Below are 20,441 nucleotides of genomic sequence, written 5' to 3'. Positions count from 1 at the left end.
GCATCATTGCCGCTTCTTCTTGTTTCTGCGGTGGCGTTGCTGGATGCGGATGGCCGGATACTCTTGTCCCGCCGCCCGCCGGGCAAACCGCTGGCCGGGCTGTGGGAGTTTCCGGGCGGCAAGGTCGAGGCCGGAGAATCCCCCGAACAGGCGGCGATCCGGGAGCTTTACGAGGAGCTGGAGGTCGAACCGTGCCGCACCTGCCTGCAGCCCTTCGCCTTTGCCTCCGCCCCGCAGGACGGGCGTCACATCCTGATGCCGCTGTTTCTCTGCCGCCAATGGGACGGCGTGGTGTTTCCGCGCGAGGGGCAGGAAATCGCCTGGGTGCGGCCCAAAAACCTGCTCAGCTACGACATGCCGGACGTCGACGTTCCGCTGGCCGCGGAGATCGAGGCCCGTCTGGGCTGATCGCCCGGTTTTCGCGAAATGAATCCGGCGCGACAGCCATCGAGTACGGCCTCATCTGCGCCTTGATATTCCTGGCGATTGTCGGGGCGGTCACGCTGTTCGCCAATAACAGCACCGATATGTTCAATACCGTGGCGACCGAGATCGCCTCCTAAGGCTTCGGCTTGCCCGGTTGCGCGGCTTCTCCCGCGCTCTCTTCTTTTACGCCCAGCGCCTCCGCCAGACTTTTCTGCGCCGATCCCGGCGCTTTCGGCCTGGGCTGGTCCGGGGCCGGGGCCCAGCCGGAAATATTGGCGATCACGAAAGTCGCCGGCAGGCGGCCGTCTTCATCCGCGTAACGCTCGGCATAGAGCGCCAGCGCCCGCGCGAACACGGCGCGCTTCAGCGCCGGGGCGCGGTCGGACAGGGACGCCGTCTCGCCCATGCCGCGCAAATCATGGAACAGCCGCGCCGGGTCGCGATAGACGACCCGGCGGCGGTCCAGATCGGAAACCGGCATGGCGAAACCGGCCCGCTGCAACAGGCCGCCCGCGTCCCGCACATCGGCAAACGGGGCAATCCGCGCCGCCGCGCCGCCGGTAATCTCCAGTTCCGCCTCCGTCAGGCATTCCCGCAGTTCGGCCAGCGTGCCCGCCGCGAACATCGACCCGATGAACAGCCCGTCCGGCTTCAGCGCCCGGCGAATCTGGATCAGCGCGCCCGGCAGGTCGTTGATCCAGTGCAGCGTCAGCGGCGCCAGCACCAGGTCCAGGCTGTCTTCCGCCAGCGGCAGGGATTCTTCGTTCGCCGCAAAGGCGGGGCTGTTTGTCCGCATCGCCATGCGCGGCGACAGGTCCATTTCGGCCAGCCAGCCGATGCGGTCCGCCATCGGTCCGGCGGCCATTTCCTCGCCGGTCAGGCCCGCGCCGCCAATGGCCAGCGCCCGGTCGAAACTGCGCGTCGTGAAGGCCGCGCGGTCCAGCGAGTCCTTGACCGCCTCGCGGATCAGGAAATCATGGGCGTCTATACGTCCCGCCGCGCGGTCGCGGCGAAGGCGCAGAAGCGAACGGTCGAAGGGGGCGGGGCCGGACATGCCCGTCAGATATGCCGACAAGGCCTGGGGGAAAAGGGCGGCTCTGCTGCCCGGCGCCGCGGCGCGCGCCGCGCTGGACGCGCTATTGCCGCCGCTATCCCCGCTCAGCACGGAGCCGGTCAGCCGCGCCGGGGATGTCTCCGCCACGCTCTGGGGCGCGCTGGATTTTATCGAGGCGCCGTTCTGCGACACCTGCGGAACGCCGTTTTCGTTCGAGGTGGAGGGCGCGGCCGTCTGCGGCGCCTGTGCGGCGCGGCCGCCCCGCTATGGCAAGGCGCGTTCGGCCCTGGCCTATGACGACGCCAGCCGGAAACTGGTCCTGGCGTTCAAGCATGGCGGCCGTCGGGACGCCTTGCCCGCCTTCGCGGACTGGATGGCCCGGGCGGCGGGGCCGCTGCTGGCGGAGGCAGATTATATCGCGCCCGTGCCGCTGCATTATTCCCGCCTGATCCGGCGGCGCTTCAACCAGTCCGGCGTGCTGGCGCGAGCGCTGGCGGCCAGAAGCGGCGCGGTTTTCGACCCCGACAGCCTCTATCGGCGCCGCCGGACCCAGACCCAGGCGGGCAAGACGCGCCGCGGCCGCCGCCGCAATGTCGCCGGGGCGTTCGCCGTACGTCAGTCAGCGGCGGATCGAATGCGCGGCGCGCGCGTTCTTTTGATAGACGATGTCCTGACCACCGGAGCCACGCTTGAGGCTTGCGCCCGCGCGCTTCGGCAGGCCGGGGCGGTTGAGGTGAACGCGGTGACTCTCGCGCGTGTGGCGAAGCCGCTGGACCCGTTGGCATAAACAAGAAGAGACTTACATAACGCCGCCATGAACACTGTAACGATATATACGCGCCCGTTTTGCGGCTTCTGCTCCCGCGCCATGCAGCTCTTGCGGGAAAAGGGAGCGCCGATCGAGGAAATCGACGCCGGCATGGACCCGGAAAAGCGCGCCGAAATGCGCGACAAATCCGGGGGGCGGAACACGTTTCCGCAAGTCTTCATCAATGGCGAGCATGTCGGCGGCTGTGACGATCTGTTCGCGCTGGACAAGAAAGGCGGGCTGGACGCGCTGCTGAAGGAATCGGCGTGAAGGCAGGCTTGATACAAATGCGTTCGGGCGGAGAGCCCGAAGCCAATATCGCCGCCGCTGAAAGCCTGATCCGGGAGGCCGCGCGCGAGGGCGCGCAACTGATCGCAACGCCGGAGACGACCAATATCGTCCAGCGCGACCGCGAAAAGTTGTTCCAGCACATCAGGACGCAGGACGAAGACCCGGGCGTCGCGCATTTCGCGGCGCTGGCAAAGGAACTGGGCGTCTGGCTTCTGGCCGGCTCCTTCGCCCTGAAAATCGGCGAGGGCCGCGCGGTCAATCGCAGCCTCCTGTTCTCGCCCGAGGGCGATCTTGAGGCGTCCTACGACAAGATTCACATGTTCGACGTAACGCTGGGTTCTGGCGATAACTGGCGGGAATCAGCGACTTACCGGCCCGGACAGCAAGCGGTTATGGCCGATGCCGGCGCCGCGAAGCTGGGCCTGACCATCTGCTACGACCTGCGTTTTCCCGCCCTCTATCGCGCGCTGGGTCAGGCCGGGGCGGAGATTATAACCGCGCCCGCCGCCTTCACCGTGCCCACCGGGAAGGCGCACTGGGAAACGCTGATCCGCGCCCGCGCCATTGAAAACGGCGCCTATATTCTGGCCCCCGCGCAGGGCGGCGGGCACGAAGACGGCCGAGCGACCTGGGGACGCTCGACCATTGCCGGCCCGTGGGGCGAGGTGACGGCGAAACTGGACCATGACGAACCGGGCGTGCTTCTGGCCGATCTGGATTTAGACGCGGTTCAGACTGTTCGGTCCAAAATCCCGTCCCTGCAGCATGACCGGGAGTTTTCGACCCCATGATTCGTTACGCGCTGGCCTGTGATTGCGGCCATGAATATGACGCCTGGTTTGGCTCTTCCGGCGATTTTGACGATCAGGCCGAACGCGGCCTTGTCGAATGCCCGCTATGCGGCGGCGCCGAGGTGCGTAAACAGGTCATGGCCCCCGCCATTGCGAAGTCTGGCGGCGCGAAAAAGCCTGAAAAAGCGCCTGATTCAGCCGCCTTCGTAAAAGCGATGCGCGATCATATTTCCGAGAATTTCAAGGATGTCGGCGCGGATTTTTCAAAGGAAGCGCGCCGGATGCACGATGGCGAAAGCGATCAGAAGGCGATTTACGGAACCGCCACATCGCAGGAGACGAAATCCCTGCGCGAGGACGGCGTGCCATTCTCTCCGCTGCCCGCCGGCCTGACGCCGGACGGGGCGAAAAAGCTCAACTAGAAGACCCGCGCCACGCCCAGAATGACCCGCGCCTGGTTCTCGTCCTGCGTCAGCGGGCTGTCGGCGGCGTCGCCGATCAGGCGGTCATAGGTCACAACCCCGGTCAGCATCCATGTATCGGTGACCAGATAGGTGCCGAAAACCCCCGCGCCGACGGAGCGGAAGCCCGCATCCGCGTCATAAACCGGCAGGCCGCTGCGCGCTGACTGCGCCGGAGTCACCCCGTAAAAGGCCTGATTATAGCCTTCACTGCCGTATTCGGCGGTCAGGCTGGGGCGGACGATCATGCGTCCGGCGACCGGAAAGCCGAAACCGCCATTCAATTCCACCTGGGTTCCGGTGTCCGTGCCCGTGAACTGGTGCTTGATACGCGTCGTAAAGGACGGGCCGACGGGCAGATCCATCTCCCACGGGCGGTATTCCAGGCTGATTTCGGCGGCCGCGCCGCCATTGATGTCGCCCATCCCGGTCAGGATGTCGGCGTCTTCCTCATCCCGTCCGAAGGAATAATTGACCCCGGCACCGGCGCGGAACGGGCCTTTTTCCAGCAGATATGCGCCCGCGCCGCGGATCGGATCGGCGTAGAAACGGTCCTTGTAGGTGATCAGGGCGAAGGGAAAGGCGCGTAATTCGTATTCGTCGGAGCCTTCATAGACAGGCCCGTACAGGCCGGCCGCGCCGCCCAGAATGAAGAAATCCTTGTTTTCCTGCTTCTTGATGAAGGATTCCGCGACCGGATGCAGGTCCATATCGGACTGGGCGGCGGCGGGCAGGGCGGTCATGGCGGCCAGTATTGCGGCCACGGCGACGGTGCGGAGTGTCATGAAAGAGGGCTTCCCGGGTCTAGTCTTGCGGCGTCATACAATGCGCCAGACAGAGATAGGGTCCCGGTCCGCGCGGGAAAGCCGCAGCGAAATCTATTTTTCAGGGGCGGTTACGACCGTCATGTAATTGACAGATGTGTCGCCGGACAGCCGCCATTCGTCCGAAAGCGGGTTGAAACTGACCCCGACCGGCTCGCCAACCTCATAGCCTTCCGGCGCCAGGGCGGCCTCGATCTCTTCGGGTTTGACCAGCTTGTCGAACTGGTGCGTGCCTTTTGGCAGCCAGCCCAGCACGTATTCCGCGCCGAAAATGGCCATGACGAAGGCTTTTGAGGTGCGGTTTATGGTCGAAACCAGCATCAGACCGCCCGGTTTCACGACCGACGCGCTGGTTTTCAGGAATTGCGCGGGGTCGGAAACGTGCTCCACGACCTCCATATTCAGCACCGCATCGAAGGGTTTTTCGCCGCTTTCGGCCAGCAATTCGATCGTCCTGTGCCGGAAATCGACCTTCACGCCGGTCTTTTCGGCGTGCGCCTTGGCGGTTTTGACGTTCCGGATGGCCGCGTCCACGCCAACGACCTCGGCCCCCAGCCGCGCCAGGGGCTCCGACAACAGGCCGCCGCCGCAGCCGATGTCCAGCAGGCGCAGACCTTTCAGCGGCTGATCGGCGTCTGCATCCAGGCCGAAATGGCGGGTCAGCGTGTCGCGAATATAGTTCAGGCGCAGCGGATTGATCTTGTGAAGCGGCTTGAACTTGCCGTCCGGATCCCACCATTCGTCCGCCATGGCGGAGAATTTTTCGACCTCTTCGGGATCGATGCTGGGCGATGTGAGTTCTTCTACGGCTTCGTTTGCGTGGGCCATGGGGGAATTTTGCGTCCGTGTCGCTTTGCTGTATCCGACTTGAGCGCGGGTCATGCCCGTTTGACAATAATGCGCGACAGCCAGATGGCGAGGGCAAGGGAACCGCATGTCCCGGCTTGTGATGAAATTCGGCGGCACTTCGGTGGCCGGCCTTGATCGCATGCGCGTCGCCGCAAGCCGCGTGGCGCGTGAGGTTTCGGCCGGAAAATCCGTTGCCGTGGTGGTGTCCGCCATGGCGGGGGAAACCGACCGCCTGCTGGGTCTGGCGCGGGAAGCGGGCGCCGATGTCGCCGATCCGCGAGACGAAACGGACGCGATTCTGGCCACTGGCGAGCAGGTGTCCGCCGCCATGATGGCGCTGCTCTTACGCGCAGAGGGCGTGAAGGCGCGCTCCTGGCAGGGCTGGCAGGCGCCGGTCCGGGCCTCCGCCTCTCACGGAAAAGCGCGTATCGACGGCCTGACGGACGATCTGATCGGACCGGCCATCGATTTCGGAGAAGTGGCGGTTTTGACGGGATTCCAGGGGGTTACGGAGAATAACCGGATCGCCACGCTGGGCCGCGGCGGCTCCGATGTCAGCGCGGTGGGGCTGGCCGCGGCGCTGGGCGGGGCGCAGTGCGATATCTATACCGATGTCGACGGCGTCTATTCCGCCGATCCGCGCATTGTCCGCCGCGCAAGGCGGCTGGACCGGATCAGTTATGAAGAAATGCTGGAATTCGCCTCTCTCGGGGCGAAAGTTTTGCAGACCCGCTCGGTGGAGCTGGCCATGGCGCGCAATGTTCCGCTGCGCGTGGTGTCCTCCATGACGCCTCTCGAGGCGGACAATCCGGGCACGCTGGTCTGCGCGGAGGACGAGAATATGGAACAGCGCATCGTGTCCGGCGTCGCCTACACGCGGGACGAAGCCAAGGTCAGTCTTCTGGGCCTTCCCCCGTCGCCGCAGGCCACCGCGCGCATCTTCGACCGCCTGGCGGACGCCGACGTGAACGTGGACATGATCGTCCAGAGTCCGGCGCGCAGCGGACAGGCCGCGAACATGGTCTTTACCGTCGGAATGGCGGAGCTGGACCGGGCGCTGGAGGCGATTTCTGCACACAAGGACGAAATCGGTTATTCTGAACTCGCCTCGGAGGCGAACGTGTCCAAGGTGTCGGTCATCGGACTGGGGATGCGCAGCCATTCGGGCGTGGCCCAGACGATGTTCAGCGCCCTGAACGAGCGAGGGATAGCGGCTCAGGCCATTTCGACCTCTGAAATCAAGATCTCGGTGCTTATCGACGCCGAGTATACCGAGCTGGCGGTGCGCGCCCTTCACGCCGCCTTTGGCCTGGACGCGGAATAGAAGGTCTCCCAAGGGCGGATAATGGCGAACGAAGCCGAATTGAAAACTCCTGCGCCCGAAGCGCCCGGCCCGGTCCGGTTGCTGCGCCAGATCCGCGACGTGATGGCGCGGAAAGGCGACGCACAGGAGCGGCTGGACAGCCTGGTGGACATCATCGCCGCCAATCTGCGCGCCGAGGTCTGCTCCATCTATCTGCGCCGCTCCGGCGGCTCGCTGGAGCTGTGCGCTACCGAGGGCCTGAAAGCCGAAGCGGTTCACGCCACGCGCCTGAACGCGGGCGAGGGCCTTGTCGGCTGGGTGGCGCAGACCGCGCGACCGCTTTCCACGATCAGCGCGCAGGAGCATCCGGCCTTCTCCTACCGGCCGGAGACGGGCGAGGACGCCTATCAGACGTTCCTGGGCGTGCCGATTCTGCGCGGCGGCCGCCTGCTGGGCGTGCTGGTGGTGCAGAGCGTGGAAAAGCGCGGTTACCGCGAAGACGAAATCGAGACCTTGCAGACCATCGCCATGGTGCTGGCCGAGGTGATCGCCTCCGGCGACCTTCTGGACACAGTGGCGCTGGAAGGGATCGAGCTTCGGCCCTCCCGCTTTGAAACCCTGCAGGGACGCGCCTTTGCCGGCGGCATCGCCATCGGCACGGCGCTGGTGCACAAGCCGCATGTCGGCTCCACCCGGTTGATCGCGGACGATCCGGACGCCGAGGAGCAACGCCTGCGCCTGGCGCTGGGGCAGTTGCAGTCTGACCTGGACCGCTGGGCGGAACGGGATGCGCGGGTCGGCGCCGGGCTGACCGGCGAGGTATTCGACACCTACCGCATGTTCGCGCGCGATCCGGCCTGGACCGGCAAGCTGTTCGACGCGGTGCGCTCCGGCCTGACCGCAGAGGCGGCGGTGGAGCGCGCGCGGAACGAGCAGCGCGCCCGCCTGACCCAGACGCGGGACGCCTTCTTCAGCGACCGGCTGCACGATCTGGAAGATATCGCCAATCGCACGCTGCGCTATCTTTCCGGCGAGGATACGCAGGTCGAGCTGCCCGAGAACGCTATCCTGATCGCCCGCCATATCGGGCCGGCGGACTTGCTGGAATACGGCGCCGGGACGCTGAAGGGCGTGGCGCTGGAGGAGGGGTCGGCGTCCGGCCATGCGGCGATTGTGGCGCGGGCGCTGGGCATTCCGCTGGTCGGGCGTCTGGATGACGCGCTGGACCGCGCCGAAGACGGCGACGTGGTGATTCTGGACGGCGAATCCGGCGCCATTCATCTGCGGCCCTCCGATGAGGTTCTGGAATCCTACACCGCCCGCGTCGCCCTGCGCGGCAAGCGTCAGGCGGAATTTGCCCGGCTGCGCCACCGTCCCTCCCGCACCAGGGACGGGCAGGATGCGGAGCTGATGCTGAACGCCGGCCTGCTGGTCGACCTGCCGCAGATGGGCGCGACCGGGGCGGACGGGATGGGCCTGTTCCGCACCGAGTTCCAGTTCATGATCGCCGAGCAGCTGCCCCGGCTGGAAGCGCAGATCGAGGTCTATACGCAGGTTCTGGACGCCGCCCGCGACAAGCCGGTGATCTTCCGCACGCTGGACCTCGGCGGCGACAAGATCCTGCCCTATGTCTCCTCGGAGCGGGAGCGCAACCCGGCGCTGGGCTGGCGCGCGATCCGCATGTCGCTGGACCGCAAGGGGCTGCTTCGTTACCAGCTGCGCGCTCTGATGACGGCCTCCGCCGGGCGGGAGCTGAACGTGATGTTCCCGATGCTGGCGACGGTCGGCGAATACCGCGCCGCGCGGGCGCTGGCCCTGAAGGAATTCGAATGGGCCCGGAGCCGCGGACGGCCCGTGCCGGACAAGCTGAATATCGGCGCCATGGTGGAGACGCCGGCCTTCGCCTGGGCCCTTCCGTCGGTCATGGGCGAGACGGATTTCGTGTCCGTGGGCGTGAACGATCTGTTCCAGTTCTTCTTTGCCGCGGACCGCGATCATCCGCGCCTGACAGACCGGTATGACGCGCTGGATCCTTACTTCTTGACGATGCTGGGCCGAATCCGGGACATCTGCGCCGAACATGGCGTTCCGGCCGGCGTTTGCGGCGAGATGTCCGGCCGCCCGCTGGAGGCGATGGCGCTTATGGGCCTTGGTTTCCGGCGGCTTTCCATGCCGCCGAGCGGGTTCGGGCCTGTGAAGGCGATGGCGCTGCAGCTTGACGCGAAATCTCTGGCAGAGCGCTTGCAAGAGGTGATTCGCAGCGACAACGGCTCGACGCGGGAATTTCTGAAGGAATATGCCGCGCAGAGTAATTTTTCCGGGCTAACCCATTGGCAAATCGGGTGAAGCCTGTTAATAAAATCGTTGCGGTGAGGCTTTATAGTCACACCGTGCGCTGGGGGGAGCCGCAGGGGATGCGGTTCAGCGCGAAACAAGGGGTAGAAGGATCTTATGACCGCAATCGGGTTCTCGGACGAGTGGTTCGGAGACGAGGTCTCCGGCTTCGAGGACGAACATGTCGGGGCGCAACTCCGGCAGGCGCGTCTGGAGCGCGGCCTGGAACTGGCCGACGCGGCGACCGCGCTGCGCATCAAGGAAGAATATCTCACCGCGCTTGAAGAAGCCGATCCGCTGGCGCTGCCGCCGCGGGCCTATGCGGTGAGCTTTGCGCGGAATTACGCGACCTTTCTGGGTCTGGATCCCTGCCATATTGCGGAAGGCGTCAAGAATGACTGCCGGTTCCGCGACGGTTACAAGCCCGAGCTGATTCAACCCGAAGCCCCGCCTGAGCAACGCCTTCCGCGCGGCCTGGCCGGAGCCATCGGCGTGTTCGCGCTCGCTGCGGTCGCCATGACCTGGTACGGCTATAACGCTCCGGCCAATTCGGCCAGCGAAGACACCCCGCCCGTGCCCGCCGCGCTTGCAGAGTGGAGTTTCGATGAAGCGCCGCAGGAGGCAGACGCCTCCATCTGGAACGGTCTGGCCGGCGAGAGCGCCGAACAGCAGGACACCGCGACCGAAGCCGCGACTGAAACCGCCCCCTCTGAAGTCGCCGCTGCTGAATAAGACGCGGCGGCCGCATGGCGGCCCAACTCATCGATTGTTATATCAGGCCTGACTTGCGCGGCGGACGCCGCCGCGCGCCGAGTTCTGGTGTGAACCTGCTGCCATGACTGTCGAAGACGCCATGCATGTCCGCCCCTGGCGGGCCATCGAACGCCGCAAGAGCCGCCAGATTCATGTCGGGTCCGTTCCCGTGGGCGGGGACGCGCCGATCAGCGTCCAGTCCATGACCAATACGCGAACGCCCGACGTCGCCGGAACGGTGGCGCAGATTCGCGCGCTGGAGGATGCGGGGGCCGACATCGTGCGCGTGTCCTGCCCGGACGAAGACTCCACGGCCGCGCTGAAAGACATCGTGGCGCAGGTCAATGTGCCGATCGTCGCCGATATCCATTTCCACTATAAGCGCGGCATCGAGGCGGCGGAGGCGGGCGCGGCCTGCCTGCGTATCAATCCGGGCAATATCGGGTCGAAAGACCGGGTTCGAGACGTGGTGCAGGCGGCCAAGGATCATGGCTGCTCCATCCGCATCGGCGTGAACGCCGGATCGCTGGAGCGCCATCTTCTGGAAAAATACGGCGAGCCGTGCCCCGAAGCGATGGTGGAAAGCGCGATGATGCACGCCGCGATCCTGGAAGAACACGATTTCCGCGAGTACAAGGTTTCCGCCAAGGCCAGCGATGTTTTCCTGACCGTGGCGGCCTATCAGGCGCTGTCGGAAGCGATGGACTGTCCGCTGCATCTGGGCGTGACGGAGGCGGGCGCCCGGCGCTCCGGCACCATCAAGTCCTCCATCGGGCTGGGATCGCTGCTGTGGGCCGGGATCGGGGACACGATCCGGGTGTCGCTGTCCGAGGACCCGGTCGAGGAAATCAAGGTCGGCTACGACATTCTGAAAAGCCTGAACCTGCGCACGCGCGGGGTGAATATCATCGCCTGCCCGTCCTGCGCGCGGCAGGGGTTCGAGGTGATCGAGACGGTGCGGACGCTGGAGGACCGGCTGGCCCATATCGCCGAGCCGATCTCCCTGTCGATTATCGGCTGCGTGGTGAACGGGCCAGGCGAGGCGGCCTATACGGACCTTGGCTTCACTGGCGGCGGCAAGGATTCCGGCATGCTTTACGTTTCCGGTAAGCCGTCCGCGAAACTCTCCAACGAGGAGATGATCGAGCGGATCGTGCAAATGGTCGAGGACAAGGCCGCCGAGATGCGCGCCGCAGGCGAAAGCGCAAAAAGCGCGGCTGAATAAGCGGTTACGGGCCTGCAGTCCGCTGGCTTTAAGTCGGCTTTCTTAAACCTATAGTCATTTCGAACCCGTTTTCTGGGTTGAATGCCGTAGTCCGACCAGAGCCCTGGATGATGAAGCAAAAGTTTTCAGACTATGCCAGCGAAATGTTCGACCGGCTGCCCGATGCAATCGCGGTGGCCGATCAGCAGCGCATCATCCAGGAGGTAAACCCCGCCTTTCTTGAACTTTTCCGCTATTCCGAGGAGGAGATCGTCGGCCAGTCCACGGCGGTCCTCTACGCAGATCCCGAGGATTTCAACCAACAGGGACAAAGCCGGTTCAACGCGGCGGCCTCGGCGGACAGCAGTGAATACATCATGCGGTATCAGACCGCGGACGGGGTGGTGTTTCACGGCGCCACGATCGGCGTTCCGCTGACCAATGGCGGCGACAAACATGTCGGCTTCATGGGGTCCATCCGCGATGTGACCGACCGTGTTTTGCGGCAACAGGGCATGTCGGCGATCCTTGAGCTCGCCGCCAGCGCCAGCGATCCCGATTACAAGTTGCGCGAATTGCTGCGCCTGGGGTGTGAGCATTTCGGGCTGGACCTTGGCATCATCAGCGCGGTCGATGGCGACCGGTACGAAGTGTTGCGGGTATTCGACCCGACGGGCGAGATCCAGGCCGGGCAGGTCTTCGCGGTTGGAGAATCCTTCACGCGCGACGTGCTGAACAGCGCCGCCCCCCTGGCGTTTCACGATGCGCCGGAGACCGGGGCCGTGCAGCATCCCTGCTATCAGAATGCCGGCATTTCGGGATTTATAGGCGCGCGCGTGGTGCGGGGCGGCAAGGTCACCGGCACGATCAGTTTTTCATCGGCGAAGCCGCAACAACCTTTCACCCATTCCGATTTCGACATCATGCGTCTGATCGCCGGCAAGGTGGGGCATGAGCTGGACCGGCTGGATCATGAGGAAGCGCTGGAGACCTCCCGCGATCAGGCTCTGAAAGCCGACAAGGTCAAATCCGAATTCCTGGCGGTGGTCAGCCATGAGTTGCGCACGCCCATGAACGCCATTCTTGGCGCTACGCAGGCGTTGCGGACCAGCGAACTGGACGACTGGCAGGCCCAGCAGCTGGACATGATCGGGGAAGGCGGCGGGATGCTGCTGACCCTGTTGAACGACCTCCTGGACCTGTCGAAAATCGAAGCGGGCAAAATGACCATCGAGGTCATTCCGCTGGACCCCTCTGACCTTCTGGAGAAGGCGCAGAAACTCTGGGACGCGCGTGCGCGCGACAAGGGGCTGTCGCTTCATCTCAGCATTCATAATGCGCCGGACGCCGTGATGGGCGACCCCACCCGTCTTCGCCAGATCCTGTTCAACCTGATTTCAAACGCGGTGAAATTCACCAGCGAGGGCGAAATCGCCATCCGGGCGGATTTTGAGGAATCCGCCGCCGAGGAATGGCGGATGACATTGTCCGTCACCGATTCAGGGCCGGGCGTGCCTGCGGAGGCGCGCGAGCGGATATTCGAGGCCTTTGAACAGACCGATCACAGCATCAGCCGCAAATATGGCGGCACGGGTCTGGGCCTGCCCATCAGCCGCAAGCTGGCCCAAGCCATGGACGGCGACCTTGTCCTTGCCGATGGCGGCGAACAGGGCGCGACATTCACGCTGACGGTGCCGCTAAGGCGCGCCCGTCTGGAAGAGGCGGAAACCAAGGAAACCCTGCAGTCCAACACGCCGCGCGGATTGAAAGTTCTGGTCGTCGAGGACGTCGGCATCAATCACGCGATCCTGGAGGCGTTGCTGCGGACCCTGGATTACAGGATTACGCAGGCCTGGACCGGTCTGGAGGCTCTGAACCTGGCGGAATCGCAGGATTTCGACCTCGTCTTGATGGATATGGGCCTGCCTGAACTGGACGGGCTTGAAACCACACGGCGGTTGCGTGCGTCCGGCGGGATCAACGCGGATACGCCGGTGGTCGGACTGACGGCCAATACGCATGACGACGACAAAAAGAAATGCCTGAACGCCGGAATGGACGGGTATGCCGTGAAACCGATTGATATTCGCGCCCTGTTTGCGGAAATCACGCGCGTTGTTAATGCGGGCGGGCGTCGCGCCATATCGGCCGGTCAGGCTAACGGCGAGGCTTCCTGACCGCAGCCATCACTGGCCGGCGAGGATCGGGAACGGGTTCATCGGTTCGCCCAGCCACCAGCTCTTGTCTTCGTCCAGTTCGCTGATCTGGAAGTGAAGGTGCGGGGCGCTGTCCGGCGCGTTGCCGCTGGTTCCGACATAACCGATCAGATCGCCGCGCTCGACGCTCTGGCCTTCTTCCAGCGCGTCGGCATAGGCGTCCAGATGCGCGTAATAATAGGAATAGGTTTGGGTGGGATCGAACTGATAGATGGTCAGGCCCCCGCGGTCGCTGTCGAAGAGCTTGACGATTGTGCCGTCATCGGCGGCCAGAACGGGCGTGCCGCGCTCGGCCATGATGTCGATGGCGCGGTGTTCGCGTCCGCCGGAACGCGGATCATCATAATTGTCGCTCAACATGCCGGTCGGCACGCCGCTGACGGGAATGATCAGGGGGCGCGGAAAGTCGGAAGGTGGGGCGGCGACAGGCGCCGCCGCAGGCGCGGCGGGCGGGCGGTTGCTGACCGGGGCGCCGGCCCGGGATTCCGGCGCCGCCATATCCGCTGACGGAGGTTCGGTCGCATCCAGACGTTGCGCCGCAATCGCCGTGATTTCAGGCGATGGCGCGGACGGATCCGGCGTCGTGGCCGTGCGGGTGAGAAAAATGGCGGCGTAGATAATCAGGATTACGCCGATCACGCCCCCGGCGGCCAGGCGGGCATATTCGGCAGTTCTGCTCATTCCATGCCTAACCCGCAGCCCCGCCAGAGAGTTCCGCCGCGTCAGGCGCTATCAGGCTTTGCGCCGCGCCGCGGCAACCGCTATTCGATGCGCCATGCCGCATATACCCGAATCCCGCCTCAATCAGGTCGTCGACCGTTTTGACGCCATCGAAGCCGAGATGTCCGCCGCCGCGGACGCCGACGCGATTGTCCGCCTGTCCAAGGAGCACGCCGAGCTGAAGCCGGTGGCCGATGCGGCGCGCGAACTCTCCACCCTGCGCCAGCAACTGGAAGAGGCCGAGGCGCTGGCCAGGGACGCGGACGATGCGGAGATGAAGGAACTGGCCGAGGCCGAGGCGGACGAGCTGCGCGACCAGATCCCGGGCAAGGAAAAGGCGCTGCAGCTACTGCTTCTGCCCAAGGACAAGGACGATCAGGCCTCCGTCATGCTGGAAGTGCGCGCCGGGACGGGCGGAGACGAGGCTGCGCTGTTCGCGGGCGATTTGTTCCGCATGTATCAGCGCTACGCGCAGGATCAGGGCTGGAAAGTGGAAATCGAATCCGAATCCGAGGGCGACGCGGGCGGATACAAGGAAATCATTGCCTCGGTCGAGGGCGCGGGCGTGTTCGGACGCCTGAAATGGGAATCCGGCGTGCATCGCGTGCAGCGCGTGCCCGACACCGAAGCGGGCGGCCGCATCCACACCTCGGCGGCGACGGTGGCGGTGCTGCCCCAGCCGGAAGATGTGGAAATCGAAATCCGGCAGGAAGATTTGCGCGTAGACACCATGCGCGCGTCGGGTGCGGGCGGCCAGCACGTCAACAAGACCGATTCCGCGGTTCGCATGACCCATATTCCGACCGGCATCGTGGTCATGTCCTCCGAAAAGTCGCAGCACCAGAACCGCGCCCGCGCCATGCAGATGCTGAAAACCAAGCTCTATGACATGGAGCGCGAGGCCAAGGATTCGGAGCGCGCGGCGGACCGCGCCAGCCAGGTCGGCTCCGGCGACCGCTCGGAGCGCATCCGCACCTATAATTTCCCGCAGGGGCGGGTCTCCGACCACCGCATCAATCTGACGCTCTACAAGCTGGACAAAGTTCTGGAGGGCGAGGCGCTGGACGAGCTTCTGGACGCCCTGATCTCCGAAGACCAGGCGCACAAACTGGCCGCGATGGAGGGGGCGGAAGCCTAGCGGCGGACGCCGACCACGATGTCCTGCTGCGCCTGGCTGCCGCTCGGCTCGATACCCTTGATGTCAAAGTAATACTGCCAGCGGGCAAGGACGTAGCCGGTGGCATGGCGCGTGTTGCGGTAATAGTCGGCCCGGTTTCCCAGCATGCCGGCAAACAGCGGCGGGATGTCGCTGTCCGAGATGCCGTGGCGGCGCATTTCCCGCGCATAGCGGATCATCTTTGGCAGGCGCGCGCGTTTGAGCGCGGATTCGGCGGCCACTGTGACAAGCAACAGGCCGCCGGGCTTCAGGATGCGGCGGTGTTCGGCCAGCCAGCGGAACTGGTCTTCTTCGGACAGATGCGTGTAGACGGACAGGCCGATCACCGCGTCGAAGCTGGCGTCCGGGAAGGGCAAAGGCGGGTCCAGGCCGATCGGGGCGAACTGGACGTCCGGTATGTTCGCAGCGGCCCAGGCGATGTTCTCCGCATCGATATCCACGCCGTGAATTTCCGCCTGCAGCATCCGGGGAAGGTGCTGGGTCAGACGCCCGGCGCCGCAGCCCCAGTCGAGGATTTTTTTCACAATCGGTCAGCGATTTGCCGGCATGGGCGCGCGCCGCGTGGTCGATATGCCAGAGGCTGGAATAACCGGAGAAAAAGTGACCGGCGCGCAGCAGGTCCTGTCCGTCCGCGCCTTTGCGCTCTGTGAAATGCGGATTGGTGCGCTCCACATTGCCGAAAGGCGGCGCGGGCCAATCACGCAAACACTCTTTCCAGTATGCCGGCAGGAAATAATTCATCCCGTGAAGGAAACCGGCGGAGGCGCCGTCCGGTCTTTGTGCGGAAAACAGGAAGCCGCGCGGGTCGGAGGGCACGGCGGCCAGATCGGCTTCGCCCTGGAATCGCCAGGACGGGCGGGCGCGGTCGAAGGCAAAGTGAAGCGGGTCGGCCGGTTCTGACAGTCTTTCGCAGACGCACTTGAACGCTGGCTGTCCATTCACCGTCACCGCCAGGTCATCTTCCCGGCCCTCGGGCAATGAATACCAGCCGGTAAAGGCGACTACATCGTCCCGGACATGGGTGATGGTCTCGAAATTGATGTAGCTGTATTCCGCGAAGAAGCGCCGGGCGTCCGCGAAGCTGGTCTCCGTCAATTGCGCCGATTGCCGGAAAATCGGCGTCTCTCCATCCTCGGTCATCGCCGCCGCCTGAATGCGGTGATCAATGCCGGCCCGGAAAAACTCGGGGATGCGGAAGCTGAACCCGGATGGCGTTTCCTGTTGTTTCACAGCGTCCATGAATGACAGGTCGCGGTCCGGAAACAGTCCCGGCAAGGTGCGCCTGTTCACCAGATCGCCCGCCAGAACGATTCCGACGATCTTTTCGTCCACGCTTATCTTGATGCGAAGCGGTTTCAGCGGCGCCGAGGCGTCGATCACGACGCCGGATACGACATTGTCGTCTTCCATCCGAACATGGTGCAGAAGGGTGCCGTGACTCATGTTCAAGCGTGCCTGTTCGCGTCAGAAAGGGACTGGACGATTAACCCCCCGGTGGCGGCATGAAAACAGCAAATAGACAGAACCGCGTCGGGGCGTTGCGGCGTTCGCTGGCCTCGCGCCTGGCCGCGGCGGGAAACGAGACGCCCGATCTGGACGCCCGCCTGTTGATCCAGCACGTCACCGGGCTGAGCCGGGAGTGGCTGGCGGCCGCGCCTGAAGCCGAGATGACGGGCGCGCAGGCGGCGGCGCTGGAAACGCTGGCGGCGCGGCGGCTGGCGGGGGAGCCGGTGGCGCACCTGACGGGCAGCAAGCCGTTCTGGAGCTTCGAGTTGCGCTCCGATGCGCGGGCGCTGACGCCGCGACCGGACACCGAAATTATCGTGGAGGCGGCGCTGGAGCGCCTGCCTGCCGGGCGGCCGTCGCGCATACTGGATCTGGGCGTGGGGTCCGGCGCCATTCTGCTGGCGTTGCTGACGGAACGGCCGGAAGCGTTTGGCGTCGGCGCGGACCGGTCCGCCGGGGCGCTGGCCCTGACGCGGGAGAATGCGGCCCAGCTGGGACTGGCGGACCGCGTGGCGCTGATGCAGGGGGACTGGGCGGCGGCGATTGATGCGCGCTTCGACCTGGTTGCGTCCAACCCGCCCTATATTCCGACGGCGGACCTGGCCGCCCTGGCCCCGGAAGTGCAGCGCGACCCCCGCGCGGCGCTGGATGGCGGCGCGGACGGGCTGACGGCCTATCGCGCGCTGGCGGCGTGCCTGCCGTCCTTGCTGGCGCCGGGCGGCTCGGCGGTGCTGGAACTGGGCGCGGGGCAGGCGGAGGCGGTCTCCGCCCTGATGGAATCAGCCGGGAAACTGGCTGTGGACGAATGCCGCGCGGACCTTGCCGGACACGGCCGCGCCTTGCTGATTTCCCTTGTCTGCTAAGGGAAAGCGGGGCGCGGTGAAAAGGGCTTGGAACGGGCGGTTTTTGCCGCTAGGGTCCGATTGTACGCAGCCATCGCCGGATCGGTTGATGAGGGCGGTTTTTGCCGCGCTGCGTTTAAGCGATCCGGAAACGGATCAAGCGACCAAGACGCTAAATATTGGAACTCTCAATCGCCTTTGATGAGGGACTGCGTTGCGCGAACCTGCGCGCGCGCGGCTTGAGGCGAACCGATAACAAGGAGACGCAATGAAACGTCAGCGCGGACGCAGCCGTAAGGGCGGCAATAGTGGCGGCGGGGGCAATCGCTCCATGGAGAGCAACGGGCCTGACGTGAAGGTCCGGGGCGCGCCCAGCACCGTCTATGAAAAATACATCCAGCTGGCGCGTGACGCTTCGTCTTCTGACGACCGCGTGAAGGCAGAGAACTATCTGCAGCACGCCGAGCACTATTTCCGCATCATGCGCGCTCAGGAAGAGCAGAAGCAGCAGCGGCAGCAGGAAAACAACAACCGCAATAACAACAATAACGACCAGCGGGACCAGCAGCGCGCGTCCGGCGGCAATAATAGCGGCAACAGCCACAATAACGACCAGCGCGGCGAGTCGAGGAATGACGACGCGCAGGCCAATGCGAACAACAACCGGCAGGACGACCAGCCCAAGGCGCAGAACCAGAACCGCGGCGGCGGCGATCAGGGCCAGAACAGCGCCGATAACGGCAAGGACGCCAAGCCGCGGCGTTCACGGGCGAAAAAGTCTGACTCCGAAAACAGCAATCCGCTGGAAGTCGTGACGCCCGAGGAAAGCGGCGAGCTGGGCGCGGCCTCGAAGGACGAGGCGCCCAAGCGCCGCGGCCGTCCGCGCAAGTCGGATGCCGCTTCGGATGACAAGTCCAAGAAGGAAGCGGCGAACGCCTGACGTTCCGCGGCTCGCTTCAAAAGCATCGCTTGAAACGCCCCGGCAGCCTTGCCGGGGCGTTTTCTTTGCCGGGTCAGCCGAACGGCATGAAGGCCAGGATGGCGAGGCAGCTGGCGATGCCGACCGTGATGTTCATGACCACGCCCACACGCAGGAAGTCGCTGAATTTGTAGTTTCCGGCGGCATAGACCAGCGTGTTGGTCTGGTAGCCGATGGGCGTGGCGAAGCTGGCGCTGGCCGCGAACATAACCGCCACGACCAGCGGCCGCGGATCGACGCCCAGCTCCGCCCCGATGGCAATGGCGATGGGCGTCAGGATCACCGCCACGGCGTTATTGGTGACGATCTCTGTCAGAATGGATGTCAGCAAATAAAGGCTCAGCAGCACGACAAAGGGGCTGGCCTGCGTCATGAACGGCGCCAGCGCGTTCACGATCAGCTCCACCGCCCCGGTGTTCTCCAGCCCCTTGCCCACGGCCAGCATTCCGAAGATGAGCAGCAGGACTCCGCCTTCCAGAGAGGCCAGCGCCTCTTCCAGATCGATACAGCGGGTCAGCAGGATCAGGGCGACTGCAATGATCGCCAGCCCGCCAATCGGCATGACATTGAACGCCGCCAGCAGCACGACCGCGGCCAGCGCGCCGATGGCGATCGGCGCGCGCCGGCGCTTGAAGGGGCGGGAGCGCGGGGTCTCAAGGCTGATGAAGGCGCCCTCGCGCATCATGGCGGCAAAGCCTTCGGGCGAGCCTTCGACCAGCAGCGTGTCGGCCGGGCGCAGCCGCACTTCGGCCAGTTCCGGCCCTTCGGAGCTGAGATGCCGCGACACGGCCAGCGGGCGCAGGCCGAAACGGTTGAGAAGGTCGAGGTCGGCCAGCGTCTCGAACACGCCGCGGCGGTTCGGGGCGGCCACGGATTCGAACACCACCGCGCCAGCGCCGATGTCCATGTCCGGCCGGATGCCGATGCGCGCCGCCGACCCTTCGCGCAGGGTCAGGATTTCGGAGACCGGCGCCCGGAACACCAGGCGGTCGAACGCTTCGGCGGTCTGGTCGGCTAAATCGGTCCGGATGGTTTCGCTGCCCCGCCGGATGGAGATCAGGCGGATCCCCGGCTTGTTGAGCTCCGAAATCTTGCCATAGGGCTGGCCGATCCAGGCGCTCTCCTCATTGACCCGCGCATCGCTCAGGAAGACGGTCGCTTCCTTTTCCTCCGCCTGCATGCCTATGGCGTCACGGGTGGGGATGAACCGGGCCAGCAAGAGCAGGGTGACGGCGCCCGCCGCCGCGGCGGCAAGGCCGATGGGCGTGATCTCGAAAATGCCGAACGGGCTGAGACCCTGATCCCGCGCCACGCCGTCGACCAGAAGATTGGTGGATGTGCCGATCAGCGTGCAGGTGCCGCCGAAGATGGCGGCGTAGGAGAGCGGGATCAGCAGTTTCGAGGCCGGAATGTCCAGCGCCCGGCCAAGCTTTTTCACGATAGGAATAAGGACCAGAACAACCGGCGTGTTGTTCATGAAGGCCGACGCCGCGACCGTGCCGGAGAACATGGTTCCGATAGCGGAAACGGGCCGCCCCGCCGCCTGGCGGGCGATAAAGTTCGCCACCGCCTCCAGCGTGCCGGTGCGCACCAGCGCGCCGGACAGGATGAACATGGCCGCGATGGTGATTGGCGCGCTGGAGGAAAACACGCCCATCGCGTCGTCCGTGCTGATATAGCCCAGCACCAGAAACGCCGCGCCGCCGGCCACCGCGACGACGGCGGGGGGAACGCGCTCCAGCGTGAAGGCCACGAACATCACGGCCAGCATCCCCAGCGAGATCCATGCGTGCAAATTTTCCATTCAGTCGCCGCCAGTCCGGTATTTCAGCAACGCATTATCCTACAGGAGTGCTTTTTCAGACCAGCGGATTCTTTTTCACGGCAAGGGAAATAGCAGCGC

Annotated in this window: 22 protein-coding genes; 16 read left to right on the top strand and 6 right to left on the bottom strand. The window is 64.9% G+C overall.

Annotated features, from left to right (window positions below; genetic code table 11):
* The first annotated feature begins 6 nt into the window (after positions 1-6).
* Together L338_RS04855 and L338_RS18090 are read left to right on the top strand one after the other, a co-directional pair.
* Positions 7-408: a (deoxy)nucleoside triphosphate pyrophosphohydrolase gene (locus L338_RS04855; protein WP_022697246.1), complete on the top strand. Its 402-nt coding sequence runs from the start codon at positions 7-9 to the stop codon at positions 406-408.
* On the top strand, positions 321-563 hold the full coding sequence (locus tag L338_RS18090; protein WP_277813415.1) for a Flp family type IVb pilin: 243 nt from the start codon (positions 321-323) through the stop codon (positions 561-563). Before L338_RS04855 ends, L338_RS18090 begins: the two co-directional genes overlap by 88 nt.
* Here L338_RS18090 and L338_RS04850 read toward each other — a convergent pair.
* Positions 560-1,480: a methyltransferase domain-containing protein gene (locus tag L338_RS04850; RefSeq protein WP_022697244.1), complete on the bottom strand. Its 921-nt coding sequence runs from the start codon at positions 1,478-1,480 to the stop codon at positions 560-562. The genes L338_RS18090 and L338_RS04850 overlap by 4 nt on opposite strands.
* Here L338_RS04850 and L338_RS04845 point away from each other — a divergent pair.
* Genes L338_RS04845 through L338_RS04830 form a run of 4 tightly spaced genes read left to right on the top strand, consistent with a single transcriptional unit; the run spans position 1,479 to position 3,792 of the window.
* Positions 1,479-2,267, top strand: coding sequence for a ComF family protein (locus tag L338_RS04845; RefSeq protein ID WP_022697243.1), 789 nt, complete (start codon positions 1,479-1,481; stop codon positions 2,265-2,267). The genes L338_RS04850 and L338_RS04845 overlap by 2 nt on opposite strands.
* A 27-nt stretch (positions 2,268-2,294) precedes the next feature.
* Positions 2,295-2,558, top strand: coding sequence for a glutaredoxin 3 (gene grxC / locus L338_RS04840; protein WP_022697242.1), 264 nt, complete (start codon positions 2,295-2,297; stop codon positions 2,556-2,558).
* The gene (locus tag L338_RS04835) at positions 2,555-3,370 is read left to right on the top strand and encodes a carbon-nitrogen hydrolase family protein (RefSeq protein WP_022697241.1); all 816 of its coding nucleotides are present in this window, start codon (positions 2,555-2,557) and stop codon (positions 3,368-3,370) included. The genes grxC and L338_RS04835 overlap by 4 nt, the downstream gene beginning before the upstream one ends.
* A complete protein-coding gene (locus L338_RS04830; protein ID WP_022697240.1) occupies positions 3,367-3,792 on the top strand; it encodes a DUF1178 family protein in 426 nt (141 codons plus the stop codon). The genes L338_RS04835 and L338_RS04830 overlap by 4 nt, the downstream gene beginning before the upstream one ends.
* Here L338_RS04830 and L338_RS04825 read toward each other — a convergent pair.
* Positions 3,789-4,616, bottom strand: a complete 828-nt coding sequence (locus L338_RS04825; protein ID WP_022697239.1) for a MipA/OmpV family protein — start codon at positions 4,614-4,616, stop codon at positions 3,789-3,791. The genes L338_RS04830 and L338_RS04825 overlap by 4 nt on opposite strands.
* A gap of 93 nt (positions 4,617-4,709) precedes the next feature.
* Positions 4,710-5,483, bottom strand: coding sequence for a bifunctional 2-polyprenyl-6-hydroxyphenol methylase/3-demethylubiquinol 3-O-methyltransferase UbiG (ubiG, locus tag L338_RS04820; protein WP_022697238.1), 774 nt, complete (start codon positions 5,481-5,483; stop codon positions 4,710-4,712).
* Between the two features lie 106 nt (positions 5,484-5,589).
* Here ubiG and L338_RS04815 point away from each other — a divergent pair, with 106 nt between their 5' ends.
* The 5 genes from L338_RS04815 to L338_RS16355 all read left to right on the top strand — a co-directional run bounded on the left by L338_RS04815 (position 5,590) and on the right by L338_RS16355 (position 13,275).
* The gene (locus L338_RS04815) at positions 5,590-6,828 is read left to right on the top strand and encodes an aspartate kinase (protein ID WP_022697237.1); all 1,239 of its coding nucleotides are present in this window, start codon (positions 5,590-5,592) and stop codon (positions 6,826-6,828) included.
* A gap of 21 nt (positions 6,829-6,849) precedes the next feature.
* Positions 6,850-9,153, top strand: coding sequence for a phosphoenolpyruvate--protein phosphotransferase (ptsP, locus tag L338_RS04810; protein ID WP_022697236.1), 2,304 nt, complete (start codon positions 6,850-6,852; stop codon positions 9,151-9,153).
* A gap of 105 nt (positions 9,154-9,258) precedes the next feature.
* On the top strand, positions 9,259-9,873 hold the full coding sequence (locus tag L338_RS16360; protein WP_022697235.1) for a helix-turn-helix domain-containing protein: 615 nt from the start codon (positions 9,259-9,261) through the stop codon (positions 9,871-9,873).
* Positions 9,874-9,976: 103 nt separating this feature from the next.
* Entirely contained in the window at positions 9,977-11,119 is a 1,143-nt protein-coding gene (ispG, locus tag L338_RS04800; RefSeq protein WP_022697234.1) for a flavodoxin-dependent (E)-4-hydroxy-3-methylbut-2-enyl-diphosphate synthase, read from the top strand.
* Positions 11,120-11,226: 107 nt separating this feature from the next.
* On the top strand, positions 11,227-13,275 hold the full coding sequence (locus tag L338_RS16355) for an ATP-binding protein (RefSeq protein ID WP_022697233.1): 2,049 nt from the start codon (positions 11,227-11,229) through the stop codon (positions 13,273-13,275).
* Positions 13,276-13,284: 9 nt separating this feature from the next.
* Here L338_RS16355 and L338_RS04790 read toward each other — a convergent pair whose 3' ends face one another.
* Complete coding sequence (locus L338_RS04790; protein ID WP_022697232.1) at positions 13,285-13,995, bottom strand: M23 family metallopeptidase; 711 nt, start codon at positions 13,993-13,995, stop codon at positions 13,285-13,287.
* A 94-nt stretch (positions 13,996-14,089) separates the two neighbouring features.
* On the opposite strand from L338_RS04790, the gene prfA reads away from it, so the two are divergent.
* On the top strand, positions 14,090-15,172 hold the full coding sequence (prfA, locus tag L338_RS04785) for a peptide chain release factor 1 (protein WP_022697231.1): 1,083 nt from the start codon (positions 14,090-14,092) through the stop codon (positions 15,170-15,172).
* Here the strand turns inward: prfA and L338_RS16350 are convergent.
* The gene (locus L338_RS16350; RefSeq protein ID WP_022697230.1) at positions 15,169-15,735 is read right to left on the bottom strand and encodes a class I SAM-dependent methyltransferase; all 567 of its coding nucleotides are present in this window, start codon (positions 15,733-15,735) and stop codon (positions 15,169-15,171) included. The genes prfA and L338_RS16350 overlap by 4 nt on opposite strands.
* A gap of 22 nt (positions 15,736-15,757) precedes the next feature.
* Between L338_RS16350 and L338_RS04775 the strand changes: the two genes are divergently transcribed.
* The 4 genes from L338_RS04775 to L338_RS16345 all read left to right on the top strand — a co-directional run bounded on the left by L338_RS04775 (position 15,758) and on the right by L338_RS16345 (position 18,499).
* Positions 15,758-16,111, top strand: a complete 354-nt coding sequence (locus tag L338_RS04775) for a hypothetical protein (protein ID WP_022697229.1) — start codon at positions 15,758-15,760, stop codon at positions 16,109-16,111.
* A gap of 117 nt (positions 16,112-16,228) precedes the next feature.
* Positions 16,229-16,456, top strand: a complete 228-nt coding sequence (locus L338_RS04770) for a hypothetical protein (RefSeq protein ID WP_022697228.1) — start codon at positions 16,229-16,231, stop codon at positions 16,454-16,456.
* A gap of 257 nt (positions 16,457-16,713) precedes the next feature.
* On the top strand, positions 16,714-17,580 hold the full coding sequence (prmC, locus tag L338_RS04765; RefSeq protein WP_027068279.1) for a peptide chain release factor N(5)-glutamine methyltransferase: 867 nt from the start codon (positions 16,714-16,716) through the stop codon (positions 17,578-17,580).
* Between the two features lie 247 nt (positions 17,581-17,827).
* Entirely contained in the window at positions 17,828-18,499 is a 672-nt protein-coding gene (locus L338_RS16345; RefSeq protein WP_022697226.1) for a DUF4167 domain-containing protein, read from the top strand.
* A gap of 73 nt (positions 18,500-18,572) precedes the next feature.
* Here the strand turns inward: L338_RS16345 and L338_RS04755 are convergent, their stop codons facing one another.
* The gene (locus tag L338_RS04755) at positions 18,573-20,342 is read right to left on the bottom strand and encodes a sodium:proton antiporter (protein ID WP_022697225.1); all 1,770 of its coding nucleotides are present in this window, start codon (positions 20,340-20,342) and stop codon (positions 18,573-18,575) included.
* Positions 20,343-20,441 lie beyond the last annotated feature (99 nt).

The sequence above is a fragment of the Euryhalocaulis caribicus genome, assembly GCF_000412185.1.
Classification (GTDB): Bacteria; Pseudomonadota; Alphaproteobacteria; order Caulobacterales; family Maricaulaceae; genus Euryhalocaulis; species Euryhalocaulis caribicus.
The sequence above is the reverse complement of the archived record's forward strand: the minus strand, read 5'-3'. Positions and strand labels throughout refer to the sequence as shown.

Excerpts from the sequence above, each read along its gene's own strand:
- L338_RS16355 (WP_022697233.1), top strand. The coding sequence starts at position 11,227 with ATGATGAAGCAAAAGTTTTCAGACTATGCCAGCGAAATGTTCGACCGG.
- L338_RS16360 (WP_022697235.1), top strand. The coding sequence starts at position 9,259 with ATGACCGCAATCGGGTTCTCGGACGAGTGGTTCGGAGACGAGGTCTCC.
- ptsP (WP_022697236.1), top strand. The coding sequence starts at position 6,850 with ATGGCGAACGAAGCCGAATTGAAAACTCCTGCGCCCGAAGCGCCCGGC.
- prmC (WP_027068279.1), top strand. The coding sequence starts at position 16,714 with ATGAAAACAGCAAATAGACAGAACCGCGTCGGGGCGTTGCGGCGTTCG.
- ubiG (WP_022697238.1), bottom strand. The coding sequence starts at position 5,483 with ATGGCCCACGCAAACGAAGCCGTAGAAGAACTCACATCGCCCAGCATC.
- L338_RS04830 (WP_022697240.1), top strand. The coding sequence starts at position 3,367 with ATGATTCGTTACGCGCTGGCCTGTGATTGCGGCCATGAATATGACGCC.
- L338_RS04790 (WP_022697232.1), bottom strand. The coding sequence starts at position 13,995 with ATGAGCAGAACTGCCGAATATGCCCGCCTGGCCGCCGGGGGCGTGATC.
- ispG (WP_022697234.1), top strand. The coding sequence starts at position 9,977 with ATGACTGTCGAAGACGCCATGCATGTCCGCCCCTGGCGGGCCATCGAA.
- L338_RS16345 (WP_022697226.1), top strand. The coding sequence starts at position 17,828 with ATGAAACGTCAGCGCGGACGCAGCCGTAAGGGCGGCAATAGTGGCGGC.
- L338_RS04755 (WP_022697225.1), bottom strand. The coding sequence starts at position 20,342 with ATGGAAAATTTGCACGCATGGATCTCGCTGGGGATGCTGGCCGTGATG.
- L338_RS04770 (WP_022697228.1), top strand. The coding sequence starts at position 16,229 with ATGGGTGATGGTCTCGAAATTGATGTAGCTGTATTCCGCGAAGAAGCG.
- grxC (WP_022697242.1), top strand. The coding sequence starts at position 2,295 with ATGAACACTGTAACGATATATACGCGCCCGTTTTGCGGCTTCTGCTCC.
- L338_RS04845 (WP_022697243.1), top strand. The coding sequence starts at position 1,479 with ATGCCCGTCAGATATGCCGACAAGGCCTGGGGGAAAAGGGCGGCTCTG.
- prfA (WP_022697231.1), top strand. The coding sequence starts at position 14,090 with ATGCCGCATATACCCGAATCCCGCCTCAATCAGGTCGTCGACCGTTTT.
- L338_RS04850 (WP_022697244.1), bottom strand. The coding sequence starts at position 1,480 with ATGTCCGGCCCCGCCCCCTTCGACCGTTCGCTTCTGCGCCTTCGCCGC.
- L338_RS04775 (WP_022697229.1), top strand. The coding sequence starts at position 15,758 with ATGGGCGCGCGCCGCGTGGTCGATATGCCAGAGGCTGGAATAACCGGA.
- L338_RS04825 (WP_022697239.1), bottom strand. The coding sequence starts at position 4,616 with ATGACACTCCGCACCGTCGCCGTGGCCGCAATACTGGCCGCCATGACC.
- L338_RS04815 (WP_022697237.1), top strand. The coding sequence starts at position 5,590 with ATGTCCCGGCTTGTGATGAAATTCGGCGGCACTTCGGTGGCCGGCCTT.